The 19,837-nt window shown below is 69.3% G+C and carries 21 protein-coding genes; 10 read left to right on the top strand and 11 right to left on the bottom strand.

Annotated features, from left to right (window positions below; translation table 11 throughout):
• Window positions 1–6: 6 nt before the first annotated feature.
• From ACLZOT_RS15225 to ACLZOT_RS15195, 7 genes are read right to left on the bottom strand one after another with little or no spacing between them, the layout of a single operon-like run.
• A complete protein-coding gene (locus ACLZOT_RS15225) occupies window positions 7–573 on the bottom strand; it encodes a hypothetical protein (RefSeq protein ID WP_416969397.1) in 567 nt (188 codons plus the stop codon).
• Entirely contained in the window at window positions 566–2,383 is a 1,818-nt protein-coding gene (locus ACLZOT_RS15220) for a type IV secretory system conjugative DNA transfer family protein (protein ID WP_416969396.1), read from the bottom strand. Before ACLZOT_RS15220 ends, ACLZOT_RS15225 begins: the two co-directional genes overlap by 8 nt.
• Entirely contained in the window at window positions 2,380–3,747 is a 1,368-nt protein-coding gene (locus ACLZOT_RS15215; RefSeq protein ID WP_416969395.1) for an ATP/GTP-binding protein, read from the bottom strand. The genes ACLZOT_RS15220 and ACLZOT_RS15215 overlap by 4 nt, the downstream gene beginning before the upstream one ends.
• A complete protein-coding gene (locus ACLZOT_RS15210; RefSeq protein ID WP_416969394.1) occupies window positions 3,747–5,249 on the bottom strand; it encodes an SCO6880 family protein in 1,503 nt (500 codons plus the stop codon). The genes ACLZOT_RS15215 and ACLZOT_RS15210 overlap by 1 nt, the downstream gene beginning before the upstream one ends.
• Window positions 5,250–5,280: 31 nt before the next feature.
• Entirely contained in the window at window positions 5,281–6,813 is a 1,533-nt protein-coding gene (locus ACLZOT_RS15205) for a hypothetical protein (RefSeq protein ID WP_416969393.1), read from the bottom strand.
• On the bottom strand, window positions 6,803–7,603 hold the full coding sequence (locus ACLZOT_RS15200) for a hypothetical protein (RefSeq protein WP_416969392.1): 801 nt from the start codon (window positions 7,601–7,603) through the stop codon (window positions 6,803–6,805). The genes ACLZOT_RS15205 and ACLZOT_RS15200 overlap by 11 nt, the downstream gene beginning before the upstream one ends.
• Window positions 7,603–7,809 (bottom strand): hypothetical protein, encoded by a 207-nt coding sequence (locus ACLZOT_RS15195; RefSeq protein ID WP_416969391.1) that lies wholly within the window; start codon window positions 7,807–7,809, stop codon window positions 7,603–7,605. The genes ACLZOT_RS15200 and ACLZOT_RS15195 overlap by 1 nt, the downstream gene beginning before the upstream one ends.
• A gap of 552 nt (window positions 7,810–8,361) precedes the next feature.
• Between ACLZOT_RS15195 and ACLZOT_RS15190 the strand changes: the two genes are divergently transcribed.
• Genes ACLZOT_RS15190 through ACLZOT_RS15180 form a run of 3 tightly spaced genes read left to right on the top strand, consistent with a single transcriptional unit; the run spans window position 8,362 to window position 10,508 of the window.
• Entirely contained in the window at window positions 8,362–9,534 is a 1,173-nt protein-coding gene (locus ACLZOT_RS15190; protein WP_416969390.1) for a peptidase M23, read from the top strand.
• The gene (locus ACLZOT_RS15185; protein WP_416969389.1) at window positions 9,531–10,295 is read left to right on the top strand and encodes a hypothetical protein; all 765 of its coding nucleotides are present in this window, start codon (window positions 9,531–9,533) and stop codon (window positions 10,293–10,295) included. Before ACLZOT_RS15190 ends, ACLZOT_RS15185 begins: the two co-directional genes overlap by 4 nt.
• A gap of 24 nt (window positions 10,296–10,319) precedes the next feature.
• Window positions 10,320–10,508, top strand: a complete 189-nt coding sequence (locus ACLZOT_RS15180) for a hypothetical protein (protein ID WP_416969388.1) — start codon at window positions 10,320–10,322, stop codon at window positions 10,506–10,508.
• Between the two features lie 46 nt (window positions 10,509–10,554).
• Here the strand turns inward: ACLZOT_RS15180 and ACLZOT_RS15175 are convergent, their stop codons facing one another.
• The 4 genes from ACLZOT_RS15175 to ACLZOT_RS15160 all read right to left on the bottom strand — a co-directional run bounded on the left by ACLZOT_RS15175 (window position 10,555) and on the right by ACLZOT_RS15160 (window position 13,499).
• Window positions 10,555–11,364: an RNA polymerase sigma factor gene (locus ACLZOT_RS15175; protein WP_416969387.1), complete on the bottom strand. Its 810-nt coding sequence runs from the start codon at window positions 11,362–11,364 to the stop codon at window positions 10,555–10,557.
• On the bottom strand, window positions 11,361–11,561 hold the full coding sequence (locus ACLZOT_RS15170; protein WP_416969386.1) for a hypothetical protein: 201 nt from the start codon (window positions 11,559–11,561) through the stop codon (window positions 11,361–11,363). Before ACLZOT_RS15170 ends, ACLZOT_RS15175 begins: the two co-directional genes overlap by 4 nt.
• 853 nt (window positions 11,562–12,414) lie before the next feature.
• The gene (locus ACLZOT_RS15165; RefSeq protein ID WP_416969385.1) at window positions 12,415–12,630 is read right to left on the bottom strand and encodes a DUF397 domain-containing protein; all 216 of its coding nucleotides are present in this window, start codon (window positions 12,628–12,630) and stop codon (window positions 12,415–12,417) included.
• Window positions 12,630–13,499 (bottom strand): helix-turn-helix domain-containing protein, encoded by an 870-nt coding sequence (locus tag ACLZOT_RS15160; RefSeq protein WP_416969384.1) that lies wholly within the window; start codon window positions 13,497–13,499, stop codon window positions 12,630–12,632. The genes ACLZOT_RS15165 and ACLZOT_RS15160 overlap by 1 nt, the downstream gene beginning before the upstream one ends.
• A gap of 448 nt (window positions 13,500–13,947) precedes the next feature.
• Between ACLZOT_RS15160 and ACLZOT_RS15155 the strand changes: the two genes are divergently transcribed.
• The 7 genes from ACLZOT_RS15155 (at window position 13,948) to ACLZOT_RS15125 (ending at window position 19,761) form a co-directional block, all read left to right on the top strand.
• Entirely contained in the window at window positions 13,948–14,709 is a 762-nt protein-coding gene (locus tag ACLZOT_RS15155) for a recombinase family protein (RefSeq protein WP_416969383.1), read from the top strand.
• A gap of 2 nt (window positions 14,710–14,711) precedes the next feature.
• Complete coding sequence (locus tag ACLZOT_RS15150; protein WP_416969382.1) at window positions 14,712–16,199, top strand: ATP-binding protein; 1,488 nt, start codon at window positions 14,712–14,714, stop codon at window positions 16,197–16,199.
• A gap of 60 nt (window positions 16,200–16,259) precedes the next feature.
• Window positions 16,260–16,742, top strand: coding sequence for a roadblock/LC7 domain-containing protein (locus tag ACLZOT_RS15145; protein ID WP_416969381.1), 483 nt, complete (start codon window positions 16,260–16,262; stop codon window positions 16,740–16,742).
• Window positions 16,739–17,176, top strand: a complete 438-nt coding sequence (locus tag ACLZOT_RS15140) for a DUF742 domain-containing protein (protein ID WP_416969380.1) — start codon at window positions 16,739–16,741, stop codon at window positions 17,174–17,176. The genes ACLZOT_RS15145 and ACLZOT_RS15140 overlap by 4 nt, the downstream gene beginning before the upstream one ends.
• A gap of 5 nt (window positions 17,177–17,181) precedes the next feature.
• Entirely contained in the window at window positions 17,182–17,796 is a 615-nt protein-coding gene (locus ACLZOT_RS15135) for a GTP-binding protein (protein ID WP_416969379.1), read from the top strand.
• Window positions 17,796–18,416: a GAF domain-containing protein gene (locus tag ACLZOT_RS15130; protein WP_416969378.1), complete on the top strand. Its 621-nt coding sequence runs from the start codon at window positions 17,796–17,798 to the stop codon at window positions 18,414–18,416. Before ACLZOT_RS15135 ends, ACLZOT_RS15130 begins: the two co-directional genes overlap by 1 nt.
• A gap of 76 nt (window positions 18,417–18,492) precedes the next feature.
• Window positions 18,493–19,761 (top strand): acyl-CoA dehydrogenase family protein, encoded by a 1,269-nt coding sequence (locus tag ACLZOT_RS15125; protein WP_416969377.1) that lies wholly within the window; start codon window positions 18,493–18,495, stop codon window positions 19,759–19,761.
• Window positions 19,762–19,837 lie beyond the last annotated feature (76 nt).

The raw sequence follows: 19,837 nt of genomic DNA, 5'->3' as shown, positions 1-19,837 counted from the left end.
GTCTGATCACTCGTCATCGCAAGGGCGTCCGTCGGGGTCGGGTCCTTCGGCCGCCAGGAGCAGGGCGAGATAGTCCGCGTCGCCGCCCCAGTGGGCGTCGCGGTGCCGTTGCTTGTGCTGGCCGTTGCGGCAGGCGCCGAGCCAGAACCGGCCCATGCGTTCCAGGGCGCGGGCCACGGCGTCCTGCCACAGGTAGGGGGCTGATCCGCCGTCCTCCCCGCTCGCGTACGCCGACTCGTGCGAGGTCCACAGGGCGGTGAGTTCCTCGACGACCGCGCCGTGTTTCCACCAGCACTGGCGCGGCAGCTGATCGGTGGTCAACTCGTAGCGGTCGGCCGCCCAGATCACCCAGGCCACGAACTGCGGCCAGAGCTCTGCGTGTTGCCCGGGGTCGAGTTCGTGCCACCGCACCGGCTCGCCGGCGGGACGCTGTTTCTCTGCATCCGCGTCCCCGCCGCCGGGGCCGCCGTCGGAGAACTGCTCCTCCAGGAGTTTGACGCGCTCGCTGAGCAGCACCTGTTCGGCGTTGATGTTGGTGAGTTCGGCGAAGATGTCCTCGAAACCGCTAGCCATCGCCGCCTCCCGGTTTCCCCAGGGGGACGCGGGCGTCGACCATCTCGTGCGCCCTGCGGGCGGCGTCCTTGATCTCCTGCGCGCGCGGTCCTTCATGTGCGCGAACGAACTTCACGAGGGTGGCGGGGGTCCGGCGATGGAACACCATCCCGCCGCGTTCCGGGATCATCCTGATCGCGGCCGGCTCCACGACGGCCCGGCGGCGGACGGACGTCGACACCGACACCCGGTCCCCGTCGTCGGAGACGGTCGCCACGTCCTCGTCGAATTCGCCCGCGAGCGCGCTGTACGCCTTCAGTTCCTCGGGATCGCTGATCCCGCCCAGGAAGATCTTCACGGTGCCGCTCGCCATCATCTTCCGTACGCCCAGGGCGCCCCAGCGTTCCTCGGCCTGGGCATAGCTCTGGAGGACGGCCATGATGAAGATGTTCTGCGAGCCGCTGACGCTCATCAGGCTCGGTATCTCCGGCAGAGGCGCCACATTCGCGATCTCGTCCATGAAACAGCCGAGCGGAACCGGAAGGCGCCCGTTGGGACTGCGGGCGGCGATCCTCTTGGCCGTGTCGAACATGGCTTTGGCGAAGGCCGCGTTCAACGGGGCCAGCGCTGAGCCTTCTTCTTCCTCACCGATCAGGTACAGCGTTCCGGACTGCCGGAGATACGTTTCGATGTCGAAGACCTCCGCGTCCGCCTCGGGGGCGAAGATCGCGGCGACGTTCTCGTCGTAGAGCGCGATGAAACTCTGCTCCGCGGTTCTCCAGGTGGCGGACCGTTCCTCCACGGCCGCCGCGTGCTGGCCGGCGAGCGCGGCGGCGAGCAGGTGCTTGCCCTTCGCCGCCAGAAGGTCGACAGCCTCGCGGTTGTCCGGGTCCGTCGCCCAGGCGAGCACGTCGAGAACCGGGCGCCCGTGCAGGGCCGCGGCGTGCAGCCAGCAGGTGATGAGGGTTTTCGCGTTGAGCACGAAATAGCCCCCGTTCTTCGTCCCCTCTTCGCTCTTGGTGGTGGCCGCGAGGGTCTCGGCGCGCTTGCGCGCGACCTGGTACTCCTCGCATCCCGCGGTCAGCGGCCAGCGCAGTTGGTTGGGCCAGCCGGACAGCCCCGTAGGGTCCAGGACCCAGACCGGGCCGTGTTCCTCCCGCAGAAGCGCGGTGTCGTAGAGGACGTCCGTCTTGCTGCTGGTGGCGAGGACCGTTCCACGGAATTCGAGGATCTCCGGGAGGATGATCTGCGACGTCTTTCCCTCGCGGGGCGGCGCCACCATGATCACCGACTCCTCGATGACGATCCACAGACGGATCTCCGAGGGGTCGGCGCTGCCGATGTGGACAGCGACATCCCGGATGGTGACCGCCTTGTCGCCTCCGGCGAGCGCGGGGCGCAGGGACCCGGCACGGGACAGGGCCTGCTTCTCGCCCATGGCCTTCTCCAGCTGCGCCCGGGTGGCCATCCCGTCGGCGCCGTCGGCGCCCCGGTGCTTCCACCACCGGTACGTCCTCCATGTCCCCCAGACCGCCGCTGCGAGCACGAGGAGGAAGGTGGGCCAGAACACGAACGGGCCGCCCACACCCGCGCCCGGCGGCCAGGCCGCTGCGGGATCCTGGGGATGGTGCAGGACGGCGACGGTGGTGCGGCCCTCAAAGTCCCAGCCGACGGACGCCGGACGCCCGCGGGCCGGGATGCCGGACAGGAACGCGGTCAGCCACACCAGCACGGTGAGGACGAACCCCGCGGCCAGCGGGACGATCCACAGGACATCGCGGCCCACACGCAGGCGGGCCGCCGTCCTCGGAGCGGCGGCTCTCGGCATCATGTCGCCGCCCCCTTGTGGAGACGTATCATCGGTGCAGCCGCCGCGTCCCGCCGACCCACAGAGACTTCCGCCATCCGGAGGTTGGTGTCCGTCAGGCGGATCTCCAGCGGGGTGCGGATATGTTCGACCAGGTTGATCCGTGAGCCCACCTGCCAGATGGCCCGTCCCGGCGCGCACACGTTGGAGCCGTCCGCGAGGGCCTTGCGCGCCCAGTCGGTCAGGCCCAGGTAGTCGGCGGTGGCCTCGGCCTCGTCCCGATCCATGTGGTATAGGACCCGGGTCGCGGTGAGTTTCAGGATGGCCGCCGCCTCCGGGGCCTCTTCCAGGAGCAGGTCTCCGAGGTGGTGCAGCACCGCCCAGAAGGACAGGCCCAGGCGTCTGCCGTAGCGGACCAGTTCCTCGAACAGGCGTGCCACCGGGCGGTGGGAGAGGACGTGCCAGGCTTCCTCGACGATGAGGGTCCGTTTGATGCGGTCGTCGGGCTTGATCCATCCGAACCGCAGCCAGGGTCCGATGACCGCCATCAGCAGCGGCATGGCCTCGCCCTCGCGCGGTAGTTTCGTCAGGTCGAAGACGATCAGCCGGGCGTCCAGGTCGATCCCCTGGGTCGTCGGGCCGTCGAACATGCCCGCCAGGTCACGGCTGGGGTTGCACAGCGAGTCCAGGGCCAGCGCGGCCGGCTGGCCCCACTCCATCAGTTCCTGCGGGGTGACCGGCTGCTGTCCGAGCAGGGCCGGCCCCGGGGCAGTGAGCGCGTCCAGGACGTCAGAGAGGACCGCCGCACGCTGCTGTCCGCGGGCTGCGGCGGCGGCCGTCCGGTGGGCCTCAGCCAGGGCGAACTTGGTCTGCGAGGTGAGGGCGCCGGCGAGGATCTCCATCATCGACACGAGCACTTTGAACTGGTGCTCGGCGGGGATCCGCTCGTCGAGCGGGTTGATCCGTACGCCGTGGCCGGCTGCGCCCGCACCGTAGACGAGCCGGACCGGTGTGATGCCCACCTGCCGTGCGATGCCGTCCCATTCGCCGGTGCCGTCCTCGCCCTGCGCGTCGAGAACCGCGAAATGGCGGTCGCGGAAGCGCAGTTGGCGCAGGACGTAGGTCTTCTCCAGCGCGGATTTGCCGTAGCCGGATTTGCCGAGGATCAGCGCGTGCCCGCTGGCGAGGCGGATGCGGGCCTGCGGGTTGTAGAGGATGAAGGGGTCGTAGATGTACGCCTTGCCGCTGTACGCCTCCCGGCCGATGATCACGCCGCGGGGGTCCATGCCGGCCCCGCCGATCGCGGGGTAGAGGCCACAGGCATGGCTGGTGGTCGAGCGGACGGCCCGTCGCCGGGTCTGTGTCTGGCGCCGCAGCATCTCCAGCATCAGCGCCGCCCTTCCTTCAGCAGTCCGGCGGTGAAGGGCAGGGTGTTGGCGAAGGCACGGTGGTGCTCGGTGTCGCACCACTCCAGGCGCAGTCCGGCGCGGGTGGCGCCGGCCCGGACGGTGTCGGCGTCACGGCGCAGGGCGTCGGGGGTGGGTGACGTGACGGTGATCCAGGCGGCGAGCCGTACGCCCGCCGCCCCGTCGGCGATGTCACGCATGGTGCCGATCGAGGCGCTCTGGGCTTTCTGTTCCCGCGGGTCCTCGATCCGTCCGGCCTTCCTGTCGGCCTGGCCCAGTTCGTTCGTGGCGTCCGCCATGGCGTCGGTGATCGCCTGGTCCGTGCTGACGAGGTCCATGACCACGGACACCGACAGGATAATGTCCTGGAGGTAGAGCAGGACGGGTGCGAGGAAGTTGATGCCGGCCGGGAGGACGGGAAGTTCCTTGATCCAGGCCGTCTTCGAGTACCAGGCGTCCTCAGTGGTCTCCCAGCTGCGGGAGGCCATGTACTGCTTGTTGCGGGCGTCGAGGACGGCGGGCCAGCAGGTGGCCCGGTCCATGCCGGTGGTGTCGTCGATCCAGTGGCCGGGGTCGTAGGCGTGGTGCAGGTAGGAGGCGAGCCCGGATTCGTCGAGGTTGCGGACGTGGCGCAGTTGTCCGCGTCCCAGGCTCCGGATGAAGCTCTCGATCTCCTGTCCGAGCGTGACCGCGTAGCCCTCGTGGAGGGTGTTGTAGCGGCGGGCCTCGGCGACCAGATCGGGGGTGTAGGGGATGCCCACCACGAGGAGCAGCCGCCTGTCCTCCGCGGTGACCGCGACACGGCGGATCAGGTCGTCGTAGGACTGGTGCAGCCACGCCGGGCTGCTGTCGTCGCGGCGTTCGGCCGCGTCCCGGGCATGGGCGTTGGGGTCGGTGGGGATGACTCTGCTGATCCACTGGAGGCGGCGGATCCTCCCGCCACCGTCGGCGGTGATCTTCAGCAGGTGCTCGTAGGCCCGGATCAGCGCTTCCTTGTCGTCGAGGTCGAGGCTGCCGAAATCGCGCTGTCCCTCGACCTCGACGGCTGCCGTGAACGTCTGCTCGTCCGGCTGGAGGACGATCGCGATCTCGCCGAACGCGGTCCGCGCACTGATCCACTGCATGTTCCGGGGAACGCCGGCCGGGACATCGACCGGCACGCGGCGGCCGTCGGCGTACCGGCCCGCGTGCGGCGTCCGTGACCTGTACAGCAGCGAGCCGTCCCGCAGCAGTTTCCTGTAGGTACGGCTGATCTCGAACCAGCGGACGTAGGTGCGCCCCCTGTACGGCGCCAGAGTGGCCCAGGCGCAGGTGCCCGCGATCAGCAGGAAACCGATGATCTTCAGCAGGATGCCGCCGAGTATCCAGGCGGTGACGAGTCCGCCGACAAGGCCGGCCCCCAGGACCAGCTGTTCATCGGCTTCGAGCCTGCGTCCGAGCAGGCCGCGCGGCCTCGGCCGCGGGTAGGTGAAGGTACGGGCCACAACTGCTCCTGGGCGTGCGTCGGGACAGGTATCAGCGCATTTCGTCGGCCGGTGGGGGCGGTGGCGGGAGATCCGGGGGCTCCCTCGGCGGCCAGGACGTCGGGACGTCCGGATCCGGCGGCTGCGGGCCGGCCGTCGCCTCGCCCGCCGGCGGGGCGTCAGGGGAACTCCGGACGCCCGGCAGGTCTACGCCCGGAGGGTGGCCGCCGCCGTCGGGTGCTTCGCCCGGCGGCGAGGCAGCCGGAGAGCCGTCGGCGTCCATCCCTGCGCTCGCCCCGTCGACGCCGCGTTCGACCGCGGCCCCGGCTTCGTCCTTGGCCTTGTCGACCCCCTTCTTCACCGCCACGGCCGCCGCCCCCACTCCGGTCGCAGCAGCAGCCCCTTCGGCCGCTCCCGACTCGGCCGCTCCACCGCTCAAGGCGTCGCCGTCGGCGGCATCGGCCTCTCCCCCGCCGCCGGACCCACCGCGGCTGCCCCCGTCGCCGCCCATACGTGACTTCAGTTCGCCGTAGGAGTCGCCCACCTGGCTCCCGGCGTTCTTCGCCCGGCCCTTGAGATCGTCGCGAGCGGCGTACATGTCACGCAGTTCGTCACCGAACGCGGGGAGGAACTTCGAGAGCTGGAAGGGCATGTAGGTGGCGAGGAACAGCAGCGCCATCGCGGTGAACACGGTCGCGAAGGACTGCGCCAGGCTCGGCTCGGGGCTGTCGGATGCCAGCATGCCCGTCGCCAGCGCCAGGACGGTGAACGTCACGTACTTCGAGGCGATCACCGCCAGCATCACCCCGCACCAGCGTTTGGTGTGCCCCCACAGATCACGGTCCACCAGGCCGGAATAAACGGTCGGGCCGAACACCAGCCCGCACAGGATCAGGGCGTTGCGGACGACGAGCTCCAGCCACACACCGGCCACCGCGCCCAGCAGCGCCAGGCTGAAGAAGATCACGATCACGGCACCGCCGGGGATCGCCATCAGCCCGAGCATCGCGGTCGTCACCGTCACCACCATGTCGGCGGCATCCCCGGCCACCGGCTTGAACATCGCCTCCGCCGCCTCGTCGAAGAGCCGCACGGTGTAGGCGACCGCCAGCGGCGCGAAGGCCGAGACCATCACCGCCATGAGCAGGAAACCGACCGCCTCCCCGAGGGCCTGCACCGGGTGCACGCCCTGGATCGCTCTCTTGGCCACGCCGATCAGCCACAGGATCACCGTCAGCACCGTGGAGGCGGCGAAACTCATCGTGTACGTCCGCAGGAAGCCGGGATCCTGCCAGTCGACCCGCGTGGTGGACCCGAGAGCCTTCATCATCTGGGTGAAAAGGCTCGTCACGGCGTTGTTGAAGAACTGAGCGATGTACCCCAGCGGGTCGACCCCGAACGCGATGGCCTGGTTCGTCTTCTCGACGACCTTGCAGACCCGGTCCGCGAACGGGATGTTGGCGCATGACCAGTCGGAGAAGTCGTTCGCCCGGGCCTGGGGGGCGAGCATGAGGGTGAGCGTGGCGGTCAGACCCGCCATCCAGACGAGCCGGGTACGCACCCGGTACTGGGTCTCAGCCGACATACGGGGGCGCATTGAACTCCCGATCTGCCGTGCGGAACTCGTCGACGCCGGTGGGGCTGTCGCTGCCCGTGTCCAGAGGAGTCGGGCCGTCGACCGACGTGACCGCGGACAGCTTCCAGTCACGGGACTGCCACTGCAGGGTCAGCGTGTAGGTCGTCCACGACGCGGACACGGGCAGCGGTGCATTGGTGTCCGTGACACCGATCAGGCCGGTCATCCACACATCGACGGTGGCCACCTGGTCGGTGTATGTGGTGACCCGGGTGCCCATCGCCGCACCGCGCGCGACCAGTTGATCCCTGTTGCCGCTCGTGACGCCCAGCGCGGCGAGGACCTGGCGCATCGCGTTGTCGTCGTTGCGCGTCTGGCGCTCCAGAGCTTCACGGGTCATCATCGCGGCGAGCGTCGCGTGCCGGGCCGTTGTGTCGGTGAAGTACACGGCGGCGGACCGGGCCACCTGGTAGTTCACCGCGGCCTGGACGGCGCCCGCCTGATTGCGGACATAGCCGACCGGGACACCGTCGACCAGTTTCTTCACGGTGCTCCCGGCGTCCCCGCCCGCAGTGACCCTCTCCTGCGGTGCGGTCCGTTCCCGGCCGCCTGACGAGCCGTTCCCCCCGGAGCGTCCGTTTCCGGAGATGCCCAGGACCAGCGCGAGGAAGACCAGCACGAGGAAGACCACACCGGTGACGGCCATCCCCCGCCACCAGGGCCTGCCGCGCTGAGGTTCGGCCGGCGTCTCACCGACCAGCACTCGGGTGCCCTTACTGCGGGGCTCCGGGCGGGCCATCAGATGCCCATCCCGTACACGATCGTGAAAATCGTCCCGATCGAGGCGACGATGAACACACCGACGATGCTGCCCGCGAGTTCTTTCTTGCCCTTGCTCACCTGGGCGTAGTCCTGCTGCCCCTCGCCGATCTTCATGTTCACGGCGCCGAGGAGCGCGCGCCCCAGCAGGACCAGGACGACGCCCGCCATGAGGATCTGGATCACCGTCCGTCCGGTCGCTCCCAGTTTCCCGAACGGGCCCCAGTCCGGAGACAAGCCGTTGACGAGAGAGCCGATGTCACCACTCGCCGCAAGTAGCACAAAGTGTTGCGCAACAGGCATCCCCGACCCCCTCCCGCTCTCGACATGAAGCTCAATCCGGACCTGAGCCATAATGTCGAAAGGTACATACACGTAAACTTGACAACAAGCGTTTATGTTTTGACAGACACGGAAGCACCCACCCTCCGACACCACACGCAGGTCCCGTAGCGGGGAACGAGTGACCCGGCGGGTGAAAGTCGAGGGGTCGAGCCAGCCCGCCCGCACTTCACATATCCACAGTTCAAATAGCCTGTAGAGCATTCAGTCGACCGCCGCCGGCGAGGCGGGAGCACCTCCGGACACCACCGTTCGGGCGACACCCGACGGGCACTTCCGACGCGCCGCGAGGGATCCGGAGCCCCGACGGAACACCGAGAACCACTGGCTCTTCCGCCGGACATGAGGTTCACTGACCTTTAGTCATTAACATATGTTTATGATTGTGGGGCGGGGATGAAAGGGCTCGGCAAGGCCGCCGTCGGCGTCACGGCTGCCGGTGTCTCAGTGCTCTCGCTCTGCGTCCTCATGATCGGCGGGGCCACCGTCCAGGCCAACGTCAACACCTGCCAGAACGGCCTTCAGCCGGTCGGGAACGGGGAGAGCGGGGCCGGTCCGGAGGGGAAGAAACCCCTGTTCGACGGCATACAAGAAACCGAACGCCCGCAGGTGACGGTTCCTCTGCGCCCGGAGGGCGAGCAGAACAATGCCACCTGGACGACCCGTCAGGTACGCAACGCCGCCACCATCACTGACGTCGCCCGCACCAGGAACCTGGCGCCGCGCGCCGCGGTAATCGCCGTGGCCGTCGCCATGCAGGAGAGCACCCTCGACAACCTGCGGCACGGCGACGCCGACAGCGTGGGCCTCTTCCAGCAGAGACCCTCACAGGGCTGGGGCACGGTCAGAGAACTCACCGACCCCGTCCACGCGGCCGGCACGTTCTACGACCGGCTCGTCAAGGTCGGCAACTGGCAGCAGAAGTCCCTCACCAAAGTCGCCGCCACGGTCCAGCGCCCCGCCGAGCAGCATCGCGACGAGTACGCCAAGTGGGAGTCCGCAGCCGGTACGCTCGTCGCCAAGACCTGGGGAACCCACGCCGTCACCTCGATCGGTGCAGGCTGCGACGACCCCGCCGCGTCCGGCGGCGAAGACCCCAGGGCCACCTTTAAATCCAAGAACCCGCGCACCGCCGCCCAGGCCATCGCGAGCGCCCGCAACGAAGTCGGCGAAACCGGCTGGTACCACCTCTGTGACAACTTCGTGGCCCAGGCGTACGGCTGGGGCTCCTCCGGGTCGGCCACAGCCAATGTGCACTGGAACCGGCTCGTGGACGCCGGCCTCGCGCACCCTGGCGACATGTCACCGCCCGCAGGGGCACTGCTGTTCTACGACACGGGCAGCGACGCGGGACACGTCGCCCTCTACCTGGGCCGCGACCAGGTGGCCAGCAACGACATCAAGGACGACTACCGCCGCCAGGGCAAGATCGCCATCGTCTCACGCAAAGAACTCACCGACGGCACCTGGCGCCTGCGCTATCGCGGTTGGGCCGAGCCGAGTTTCCCGAGCGCCGGCGGCATCAGCACCCTCCCTCTCCTCCCGGACAAGAAGGTGAACCAGCAGTGAGTGAAGGCACGTCTCCGGACACGGTGCAGGTCCGGATCACACCCGACGGGATCTGCTTCATCGGCGAGGAGTATTTCGCTCCGCCGCCCGGCGCGTCACTCAACGAAGCGGTCCTGGCGCACCTCCACCTGGAGGCCGCCGCGCTGGAAACACCGGTCCACGCCGTCATCCACGACGAGCAGGCCCAGTACACAACCTCCGTCCAAGTCAACACCGACGGCACCAGCCACCCGGCTCCCCACTCACCGGGCCCACCGCGAGCCGCCCCCACGGCACCTCCGCAGCACTTCGTGGACCCCGTACCACCCGCGCGACCGTACGAACCGCTCCCCGAGCCCTACCGCACCCGGCTGATGGCCATCTGCACAACCGCCAACAAGAACCTCTTCACCCAGGCCGCCCTCGACGCCGACAAGCTGCTCGCCGAACTGTCCTCGGAATTCGACCCCAGCCACCTCTACACCCTGGCCACCGGCCTCGTACGCGGCGACATCGCATGGCTCGACCACGACGTCCGACGCTGCCTTCAGATCTGGATCTTCATGGCCCGAGCATGGCACCTCCACCTCGGCCCCAGGCACAGCACCACCGTTCGCGCCGTCGGCAACGCACTGGGCTGCTGGATACAGCTTCCACCCGCCGAAGCGGAGGAATCCGCCCCATACATGATCGCGTTCCTCGGGGAGATCTCGTTCCCCGAGCGTGAATCAGCAGTACGGGCAATCAGCCGACGAGCACAGGCCATCATGCTGGCCAACTAGCCGACAAAAACGGATACTTGACTCATGAACCCCATTCGTCTCGGCCGCACCGTCCTCTTCCTCCTGCCATACCTCCTCATCACCTCCGGACTCCTCGCCGCGTCAAAGATCTCCAGCGCCCCGGGCGGCACGAACGCCGCGTTCGAAGCCCTCGGGATCGCCGCTATCGGAGTGCTCTGGGTATGGCGGCGTGGTCGGCGCAACAGCTACTGACGGCCCGTCAGGGTATGGCGACGTTGTCTAGTGGATAACGTCACCACTACCCACGGGCTGCCGGTGGGCCCACGGGAGCTACTGGTTGAGGCTGGCGGAGGCGGGCTGGCACCCGTTGGCGGCTACGCACGCGAACAGCCACGACCAGCCAGCTCACACCGTAGAGGATCAGGAGGAACGCCGGGAGCACCTCCAACCTCGGCCATGTTGGCCACATCAGCCACTCCGGCATCGACGGCAGTGCCGGGCGTCTGTGCGGGTCGCCTGCGGGCGCCGTGCGCTGGAGCACGCCGCCGACCGCGAGGCTGATAGAGGTCAGAATGCCCGCGATGACGGTGGCAATCGCAGCACGCAGCAGGATCAGGGCGCGCGAGCAATGCCGCGCAACCGTGCCAGGATGCTTGTCCATCAGGACGGCTGCCTCGGCCCGGGTGTAGCCCAGGGCATGGGTAGCCCACACCGCGGTGCGCTGCGGGTTCGACAGGCCCTGAGCCGCCCGGTATACCGCGTCCCGGTTGTCAACCAGCGCGCTGAAGTCAGCGACATCCGGGGCCAGTCGGCACAGCGGATCAGCATCTCGCTTCTCGTCCAGGCGGCGGTGCTCCCCAAGGCGCGTAGCCAGGTGCACGACCTCAGTGCGGATCAACTTGTGCAGGTAGGCGCGCGGCTGCCGCACAGCGCCCGGGTTCCGCAGTGCCGTGGCGAAAGCGCTGCTGACGATGTCGTCGGCATCCGCCACCGAATTCGGCACACCAGCGGCACCGAGAAGTGTGCCAGCCTTACGCGTCAACTCGCCCTGGTACTGCGCAAACACGTGCGCCAGCGAATCGGCGGTCACCGCCTCCGGCTGAGTCACCGCGTTCTGCCCTTCTCGCGCTTTGCTCGCTTCTCCTCGCCGGACGGCGCGCCCGCCAGGGACTCGCTGTCACGCTCGGCGCGGATGATTTCGGCCTTGCCTCGCGCCCGGATCCGGTACGCCACGCTGTCCAAGAGCTTGCTCAAACTCGGGACCAGCAGTAGGAGTACCAACGCCACGATGCCAGCGACCTCCACGGCCCACCTCCCTTTCACTGTGCGGCCGTTGAGGGCTCAGGTACACGAGCGGCGACCGTTCATGCTGAAGGGCCACGAGGGCAGCGTTCTGATGACATCGGCCCCAAGATTCCTTTCGGAGTGGCCGGTGCCGCCTGTGCTGGGACGGACCCCAGCGAGGCTGGGGCCGTCCCAGCACCCAATGCGGCGGGTGATGCGCTCCTCCAAGACAGCAAGATCGTGAGCATGCTCAGGATGAGCGTCATCGATTCTAAGAATGTGCCAGCGCCCCAGTCCACGGCCTTGAGCCCGCGCCCGCCTGTGGCGTACGCAATGAGCGAGAGAAGAACCACGACCACTACGAGCCTGACGTACCTCGGCACCCATCAGGTCCCGGCCGCCGCAATCGCTGGTCTCACGGCCTTCAGGGCAGCATCCCTGTTCTCCCGCCGGGAGATCGGTTCCTGACACTCCTGGACAGGCCCCCGGGTATGCCAGGGGCTCACTCGCAACTTGGGAGTCGATCGTGTAAGGCGCGGAGGAGGGCCTGACTGCTGCTTGGGTCCGTGCCCCCTCGTGGGCCCCTTGCGCCTGTCGGCGGGGATGATCGGATCGATGTACTCGCCGCCTGCGCGACGCCGCAGCGTAGTGGGCGGCATGTCAAAAGTGATGGTCGATGACCTGCCACAACTCGCATCACGAGTCCCAAAGGCGTCCAGTCGCGCGTTACTCCTGCGGGGTTGCCGTCTTCCAGCCGTCGATCACGAAGGGTACGCTCCGCCTACCTCATGGGTACGGCTGTACGAGACGGCCCGCTTCCCCACACGTCGGATGTGAGGGGAAGCGGGCCTGTTCTTGTTCCTGGCGAGTGGAATCAGGCGTCGACCCCTGAGACGTAGCGCGTGAACGCGGCAAAGCTGGTCGGGGCAAAAGTCAGCGACGTCCCGCCAGAGACCTTGGAGTCCCGGACATGGACGGCGGGGGCAGCGGTCTCGGCGACCTCCACACACTGCGCTTGGTCCCCACCGCTGTAGGACGACTTGCGCCAGATCATGCCGGCCTCGTCGGCGGTGTGAGCGTAAGCGGTCATCAGAACCTTTCCTCAAGATGGCTGTTGATGAGATCCCGCGACTGATCCGCGGGAAGTGCGAGGTCAGCGATGGCGTCGAACATGACCGACAGGGCGTTCACTCGGATTGAGTCGTCCAACAGGCTGCCGCCGAGGGAGTCGTCGATGGAAACGGTCGTGGGCCATGGGTGGCGGAAGCTCATGATGGTCATGGCCTGGTTGTTCGCTGCCGTGTAGGCAGGAACGTCCGACGGGACGATCTGGATGGTGATGTTCGGCCGTTGCGTGTCCTCAGCCAGTTTGCGCAACTGATCTTTCATCACGGTTGGGTTGTTCGGGAAGCGGTGCAGGAGAGCCGCCTCGGAGATCAGCGCGTGCAGTTGGACCGGAGCTCCGGGGCGGTAGAGGACTTCCTGCCGAGCCATGCGGACGGCGCTCAGCATGCCTGACAGTTCTCGGTTGTCCGGGTGGAGTGGGTTGTTGAAGATCTCCCGGACGTATCCCGGCGCTTGGAGCAGGCCAGGAATGATCGCGGGGTGCTGTACCTGAATCTTCGTCGACCTCGACTCCAGGACGATGAAGTCGAGGAGTGCGTCTGAGATGCGACCCATGTAGGAAGCCCACCAGCCAGATCGCGGTGGCTCGTTGGAGGCTGCGGACATCTCATGGACCGCTTCCTCGTCCTCGATGCCGTAAGCCTTCAGCATCTTGCGGATGTCCTCGGCGGAGACCCGATAGGTGCCTCGCTCGATACGGCCCTGCCGCGTGGAGTCCCAGCCGATTCGCTTGGCGGCCACGCCCGGCTCCAGACCGGCCCGTTCGCGGTAGTCGCGCAGCAAGCTGCCCACAAGGCGCCGCATCAGAGGCGGAGGGAGCTTCTTCTGAGTCATGGGGAGCATTGTGTCATCCACAGGGAGAGGTCGACGATCGGGCATACGTTCAATCCTTTCGAGAGAACAGTGCTCGATATTGCGCACTGAGGTTCGTTAGGAGCATGCTAGGGGCTATCGGGCGACATGCTGTGAGCTTGCGAGCACAACGGTGACTGATCGCTCGTTGAGTTGCCGTCCCCTGCCGTCCTGAGGGCGCGTAGCCCTTGCGGCGTGACGTGCTCCCCCGACTAAGCCGAGGCCCGCATTGCGTCACATCGCCACCCCATACGCCGGAAACCGGGTAGCCCGAGAGCAAGGGAGCGTTTTCGAGCGAGCGCTAACAACTGCTCCTGATTGCTTCGAAGTTCTTCCTGTTCGGCGCTTGGCTGCTGCCCACCAAGGTTTACGGAGCTCGGTCTCCGCGCAGATCAGGGAACTCGGGCATGTGCCGCAGGTGTGCCTGTACATGCCGACGGTGTGTGCGCGGAACCCGGAGCGGTTGGAGGAGGCTCGCCTCTTCGTCGAGGAGCGGGACTGGCGGCTCGGACGGGTGTTCGCGGACGACTACGGCTGGAGCACCTGTGCGGCCCGCCCGGCGTGGGGTGCGGTGCGGCGGGAGATCGGTTCCGGTCGTGCTGACGGCGTCGTGGTACCGACGCTCTCCGTGATCAGTTCCCACCTTGGTGAGGTCGCGGAGCAACTGGGCTGGTTCGAGGCGCATTCAGCGTTCATCGCGGTGACCGAGGCGGGTGGGGTGGTGTCGCCGGGCGAGTACCTCACTGAGCAGGACCTGCTTTCTCTGAGACGTCTCCAGTACCGGGCGACGCCGTCGCCCAGGGACGCGGCGGAGTGGTTGGACGCATGTCAGGGCCTGGCCAGCGTGGAGTGGGCTCGGTATCCGCTAGCCGGGGTCCTGGCTGTCCTAGAGCTGGCGAGCAGGGCCGGGGAGCGGGGTGAGCGAGGACCGGTCGCGCCGGTTGTATCGGTGGATACCGACGGGGCTTTGACCGTATCGATGTCGGGCTCCCGGCTCGGAACTCCCCCGCCCAGGGAGGCGTGTGTCCCGGAAGCCGCAGCCGTGTGGCTGCGGGAGTTGGGCGGCGAGATCGTCTGCCACCCGCAGCCCGACGGAGCGGGTGACACGGTCTCGGTCCGCCTTCCCCGCCTCCCCGCCGACCACCCGTCCCTCGCTGTCACGTCCGTATCCGTCTCCGCCGAGGAAGCCTGATCATGTTCACCCACACGTCTTCCCGTCCGGCCGCCCACGCCCGTCGGCGGCCCGAGCCGGACCGGTTCGTGCTCGGCCGTTTCCGTGCGGCGGTGCTGCTGGCGCAGTCAACGGCCGTGCTGATGCCGGGAGTTGCTTTCGCCGGCGGGTGGCTGGCGTCGCCGTCGGCTGCGGGGCTGGCCGGTGCGGCGGGCGGGCTGGTGGCCGCCGTCGTGGCCGGGGAGTGGCTGGCGCGTGCGGGGGCCGGTGCGGTCAGGGGCCGGTGGGAGAAGGCGCATGAGGTGGAGGGGGAGCGGGTGGTGGCTGCCGCGCAGGCTGTGGAGAAGGCGGTGCGGTGGTCGGCGGAGGAGCTGCTGCGGGGGGTGCGTCCGCCGGTTCCCGAGGAGACGGTGCCGGTGGCGGCGGAGGGTGCGCTGGCGGAGGTGCTGGAGGTGCTGGCGGACTTGAAGTTGCAGTGCGTCGTGGCGCTGCTCGATGTGGAGGAGTCGTCGCGGTCCTCGGTGGTCGTGGAACTCCTGCGGGGGCTTCCGCAGCGCCAGCACCCGTTGATGGACCGGATGCTGCGGGCTTTGAGCGATCTGGAGAAGGAGACGGACGACCCGGAACTCCTGGACCGCATCTACCGGATCGACCACCTGGCGACGCGGCTGCGGCGGCGGGTGGAGAGCAGCGCGATCCTGGGCGGTGCATCGTTGCGGCGGGCGACCGAGGCGGTGCGGGTGGCGACCGTTCTGCACGGTGCGGTCTGCGAGGTGGAGCACTACCGGCGGGTTTCGGTGGAGGCGGGCGAGGCCGGGATCGGGTTCGCGCTGCCCAAGCAGGCCGGGCCGGATGTGATGCACCTGCTGGCGGAGCTGATCGAGAACGGCCTGGAGTGCTCGGACCCGGCGACGCGGGTGCGAGTGTCGGTGATGGAGGCGGCGGGCGGGCTGACGATCCGGGTGACGGACCAGGGCCTGCCGATGCCGTCGGCGCGGCGGGCCCAGTTGAACCGGCTGCTGGCCTTCCCGTACGAGGCGGATCTGGCACGGTTGGTGCGGGACGGCCGGTTCGGGCTCGTGACGGTGGCGACGATCGCCCGGCAGCATCATCTGACGGTCCGGCTGGTGGAGAACACCGGCGGCGGGACCATGGCGCTGGTGGGTGTTCCCGCGCACCTGCTCCTGCGGGTCGCCCCTCTCACCTCCCCGAACGTTCCGGCCCCCGCCCCTGTCCAGGCCCCGGCCGTACCCAGGGCGGTGTCCGGTCCGGGACCGCGCAGGAGCCCGGGGACCGCGCAACAGGCGGCCGGTGGCGCCCGGAAGGACGGCGGGGTGCCGGAGCTTCCGCGCCGGATACCGGCTCCGCCGCCGGTCCGCCCCACGCTGGCGCCGCCGAGGCGCCCTTCCGATCCGGGACGGTTCGCCGATTTCCGTGCCGGGCAGCGGGCCGGGCGCGACAGCACCCGCGCCGGACCGCCCGTCCCGGGGCCCTCCGTTCCGCCTGCCTGACTCCCGCTCATCCCCCCTCTCCTTCTTTCTTCCTGACACCCCGTACGGAGTGATTCCACGATGACCACCTCTGACATGCCTACGACGAACACGTTCGCCGGGAAGCCCGACGCCGGCACCCCGGCCGGGGAGATGGCGTGGCTGCTGGACACGTTCGTCGATCAGACGCCCGGCGTGACGCACGCGATCCTGCTGTCCCGCGACGGCCTCTCCCTCCTGCACAGCGACCTGAAGGGAGACTGGCCCGACCGCCTCGCCGCCGCCGTGTCCGCGCTCGCCTCCACGGCCACCGCCATCCCCGGTCCCGGGGGCGGTGCGCACCCCGACCAGGTCCTGATCGAACGCTCCGACGCCTGCTTCCTCATCCAGTCCACCGGCCGCACGGAGGCGTTCAACGGCCGCACGGTGGACACGGTGCTGTGCGTGCTCACCGAACCGGCCGCGATCCTGCGCACGGTCGGCCTGGAGATGGGACGGCTCGTCGACCGGTTCTCCTCCTACATGACGGTCGAGGTCCGCACCGCCGACGGAGGCGGCCGGTGAACGCCGTCTCCCGGCGGCACCCCGTACCCGGGGCGGTGGTGCTGTCCGGCGAGGAGGACACCGTCTTCGTGCGCACCTACGAGGTCACCGGAGGCCGGACCCGGCCAGGCCGCCCGCTCGCCCTGGACACCGTGCTGGGCCCCGGCCCGGCCGCCCAGGCGGCCGGTCTGCCCCCGGTCCACGAGCGGATCGTGGCGCTGTGCCGCTACGGCCCCCGCTCCGTCGCCGAGCTGGCCGGCACACTGCGGCGCCCGGCCACCTCCGTGAAGGTGGTCGTCTCGGACCTGATCGACCACCACGTCCTGGCCCTGCACGCCGCACGCCCCTACGGCGATGACGACGAGAGGCCGGACGCCGAGATGCTGGCCGCGCTCCTGGCCGGTCTGAAGCGGAAGTTCCCCGATGCCCGCTCCCTGCTGCGCCAGGCCGGGTGACCGCCATGGCCGTCAACGCCCCGCACACCCCGGCCGCCTCAGCGGTGGCGGACGGTGTCCGGCGGCTGAAGATCGTGATCGGCGGCGGGTTCGGCGTCGGCAAGACGACCGCCGTCGGGGCGGTCAGCGAGATCGAGCCGCTGCTCACCGAGGAGACGATGACCGTGGCGAGCACGCACGCCGACAGCCTGCACGGCGTCCCCCAGAAGACGACCACCACGGTCGGTCTCGACTTCGGCCGCCTCACCCTCGACGCGCGCCTGCAACTGTTCCTGTTCGGGATGACCGGCCAGGACCGGTTCAAGGAACTGTGGGACGAACTGGCGCGCGGCGCGGTCGGCGCGGTCGTCCTGGCCGACACCCGCCGCCTGGCCGACAGCTTCGACGTCATCACCTTCGCCGAGTACAACCGGCTGCCCTTCGTCGTCGCCGTCAACATGTTCCCCGACGCCCACCCCCACGACCTCGACGACGTCAAAGACGCCCTCGGCGTCGGCGCCGACGTCCCCGTCGTGGCCTGCGACGCCCGCGAGCGTGGCTCCGTCGCCTCGGTCCTGCTCACCCTCGTCGACCACGCCACCCGCCGGCGCCCCGGCCCCCTCTCCCCTCTGGACACCTGATGAACCACCACCCCCAGCACCACCCGCCGTCGCCACAGGGCCCCGAGCCCGGAGTCCTCCAACTGCCCCGCCAGCCCCTCGCCCCCGACGGCATCGTCCTGGGCAGCGAAGCCCGCCGGGCCGCCCTGCGGGAACGCACCGCCCTCGTCGAGCAGCTCGGCCTGCCCCTCGACGGTCACCCCTTCTTCGACGACTTCGCGACCGTCCTGGCCCACCGGACCGGCATGGCGTACGGGTTCGTCAACATCGTCCTGGAGAAGCAGAACTTCATCGGGCTGCACCAGCCCCCGCCCGGCAGCGGTTACCCGGTGGTCGGACGGACCATGAGCACCGACCACGGCTGGTGCCCCTACGTCATGGACCGCAAGAAGGCGCTGCCGCTCCCGAACGTCCACGCCCGCCCCAGCTTCAGCGCCAACTACGTCGCGGAGTCCGTCGGGATCTCCTCGTACTTCGGCACGCAGTTGCAGCACGCGGCGAGCGGCATCGTCCTGGGCACGGTCTGCGTCATCGACCCCGAGGAACGGCCGATGAGCGACGCCGTACGCCTGCGCGACATCGTCATCGCCATCGGCGCGGAGGTCCTGGAAGCGATCACCTCCCGCGCATCTGTCGACTGACCGCCACCCCCGCCCGCGTTTCGCGCCACCGCCTCGTACGCCTCCGGCCGCCGCCCAGGAGAGGGAGATCCCCGCCGTGCCCGACAGCCCGCCCACCGCGCTCGACCCGTTCCTCACCAACACCCACCGCCGCCTGTGGGAGCACGCCGACGCGTTCGCCGCCGCCGAAATCGCCCCCCGGGCCGCCCGCGCGGACACCGACCCCACCATGGTCGAGCGGGAGATCCCCCGGCTCCTGGCCGACCAGGGCTGGTTCGGGGTCACGCTGCCCGAGGACATCGGCGGTATGCAGGCCGGGCACGTCGCCCGGGTCATCCTCGTCCACCGCCTCGCACGGGTCAGCGCCGCCGCTGCCGCGATCCTCCAGGCGAGCCTCATCCCCATCGGCGCCCTCCACCACTACTACAGCGGCAGGCGGCGCACCACACAGCTCCTGCTGGCCGTGTCCGAGATGCGGGCGCTGCCGTCGATCGCGGTCACCGAACCCGACCACGGCGGCCACCTCGGCGGCATCCAGACCACCGCCGAACGCACGAAAAGCGGCTGGATGCTGACCGGCGTCAAGACAGCCGTCGGCAACTCCCACATCGCCGACCTCCACATCGTCGTCGCCCGCACCGCCGACCCCGGCGTACGGACCTCGCAGGCGCTGACCGCGTTCGTCGTCCCCGCCACCACGCGCGGCGTGACCCTGGCGGCGCACCGGCCCGCGCTGGGTCTGCACGGCTTCTCCTTCGGCGAGATCCGCCTCGACAGCGTCCGCGTCCCCGACGACCAGCGCCTCGGCAAGGTCGGTGAGGGCTACGCCGTCGCCCAGTCGAGCAGCATCCTCTACGGCCGCCCCAACCTGGCCGCGCTCGACCTCGGCCTGCACGAAACAGCGGTCTCCCTCGCCGTGCGCCACACCGCGGCCCGCCCCCGCCACGGCGCCACTCTCGCCGATCTCGGCGTCGTCCAGGACCGCCTCGGCCGCATCACCGCCAACGCAGGCGTCGCCCGCCTGCTCCTGTATCACGCCGCCCACCTCCTCGACCGCGGGCTGCCCTGCGACCAGCAGCTCATCACCGCCAAGTTCGTCGGCCACGAACTCGCCGCCGAATCCGGGCGCACCGCCCTCGAACTCCACGGCGCCCACGCCCTGCACGCCGGCCACCCGCTGGCCCGGATCTGGCAGGACATCCAGACCACCTACGCCCCCGCCGGCACCGGCGAGATCCAGCGCCTGCGCCTCGCCCAAGCCGCCGTCGAAGACGAAACCACCCCACCCGACCAGCGTCGGCCGCAGTGGTCGCAGCTCTTCGCCGACCGTCTCCGTCACCACCCGCCCCTGACCACCGCCGCCTGAACTCCCGCGCACGGCACCCCGTGGACCCCCATCGCCGTGCGCGGGCCCCCAGCCCCGCCGCCGGGCCGTTCAACCG

Origin of the sequence: Streptomyces sp. 4F14 (genome assembly GCF_048159485.1) — a bacterium.
In the GTDB taxonomy this organism is placed as follows: Bacteria; Actinomycetota; Actinomycetes; order Streptomycetales; family Streptomycetaceae; genus Streptomyces.
This window is presented reverse-complemented; position numbering and strand designations above follow the sequence as displayed.

What these genes read in the sequence shown, in the direction of transcription:
- ACLZOT_RS15180 (WP_416969388.1), top strand. Translation starts at nt 10,320, where the DNA reads ATGAACCCCATTCGTCTCGGCCGCACCGTCCTCTTCCTCCTGCCATAC.
- ACLZOT_RS15200 (WP_416969392.1), bottom strand. Translation starts at nt 7,603, where the DNA reads ATGGCCCGCCCGGAGCCCCGCAGTAAGGGCACCCGAGTGCTGGTCGGT.
- ACLZOT_RS15215 (WP_416969395.1), bottom strand. Translation starts at nt 3,747, where the DNA reads ATGCTGGAGATGCTGCGGCGCCAGACACAGACCCGGCGACGGGCCGTC.
- ACLZOT_RS15165 (WP_416969385.1), bottom strand. Translation starts at nt 12,630, where the DNA reads ATGACCGCTTACGCTCACACCGCCGACGAGGCCGGCATGATCTGGCGC.
- ACLZOT_RS15205 (WP_416969393.1), bottom strand. Translation starts at nt 6,813, where the DNA reads ATGTCGGCTGAGACCCAGTACCGGGTGCGTACCCGGCTCGTCTGGATG.
- ACLZOT_RS15130 (WP_416969378.1), top strand. Translation starts at nt 17,796, where the DNA reads ATGAACCACCACCCCCAGCACCACCCGCCGTCGCCACAGGGCCCCGAG.
- ACLZOT_RS15155 (WP_416969383.1), top strand. Translation starts at nt 13,948, where the DNA reads ATGCCGACGGTGTGTGCGCGGAACCCGGAGCGGTTGGAGGAGGCTCGC.
- ACLZOT_RS15220 (WP_416969396.1), bottom strand. Translation starts at nt 2,383, where the DNA reads ATGATGCCGAGAGCCGCCGCTCCGAGGACGGCGGCCCGCCTGCGTGTG.
- ACLZOT_RS15135 (WP_416969379.1), top strand. Translation starts at nt 17,182, where the DNA reads ATGGCCGTCAACGCCCCGCACACCCCGGCCGCCTCAGCGGTGGCGGAC.
- ACLZOT_RS15160 (WP_416969384.1), bottom strand. Translation starts at nt 13,499, where the DNA reads ATGACTCAGAAGAAGCTCCCTCCGCCTCTGATGCGGCGCCTTGTGGGC.
- ACLZOT_RS15190 (WP_416969390.1), top strand. Translation starts at nt 8,362, where the DNA reads ATGAAAGGGCTCGGCAAGGCCGCCGTCGGCGTCACGGCTGCCGGTGTC.
- ACLZOT_RS15225 (WP_416969397.1), bottom strand. Translation starts at nt 573, where the DNA reads ATGGCTAGCGGTTTCGAGGACATCTTCGCCGAACTCACCAACATCAAC.
- ACLZOT_RS15150 (WP_416969382.1), top strand. Translation starts at nt 14,712, where the DNA reads ATGTTCACCCACACGTCTTCCCGTCCGGCCGCCCACGCCCGTCGGCGG.
- ACLZOT_RS15145 (WP_416969381.1), top strand. Translation starts at nt 16,260, where the DNA reads ATGACCACCTCTGACATGCCTACGACGAACACGTTCGCCGGGAAGCCC.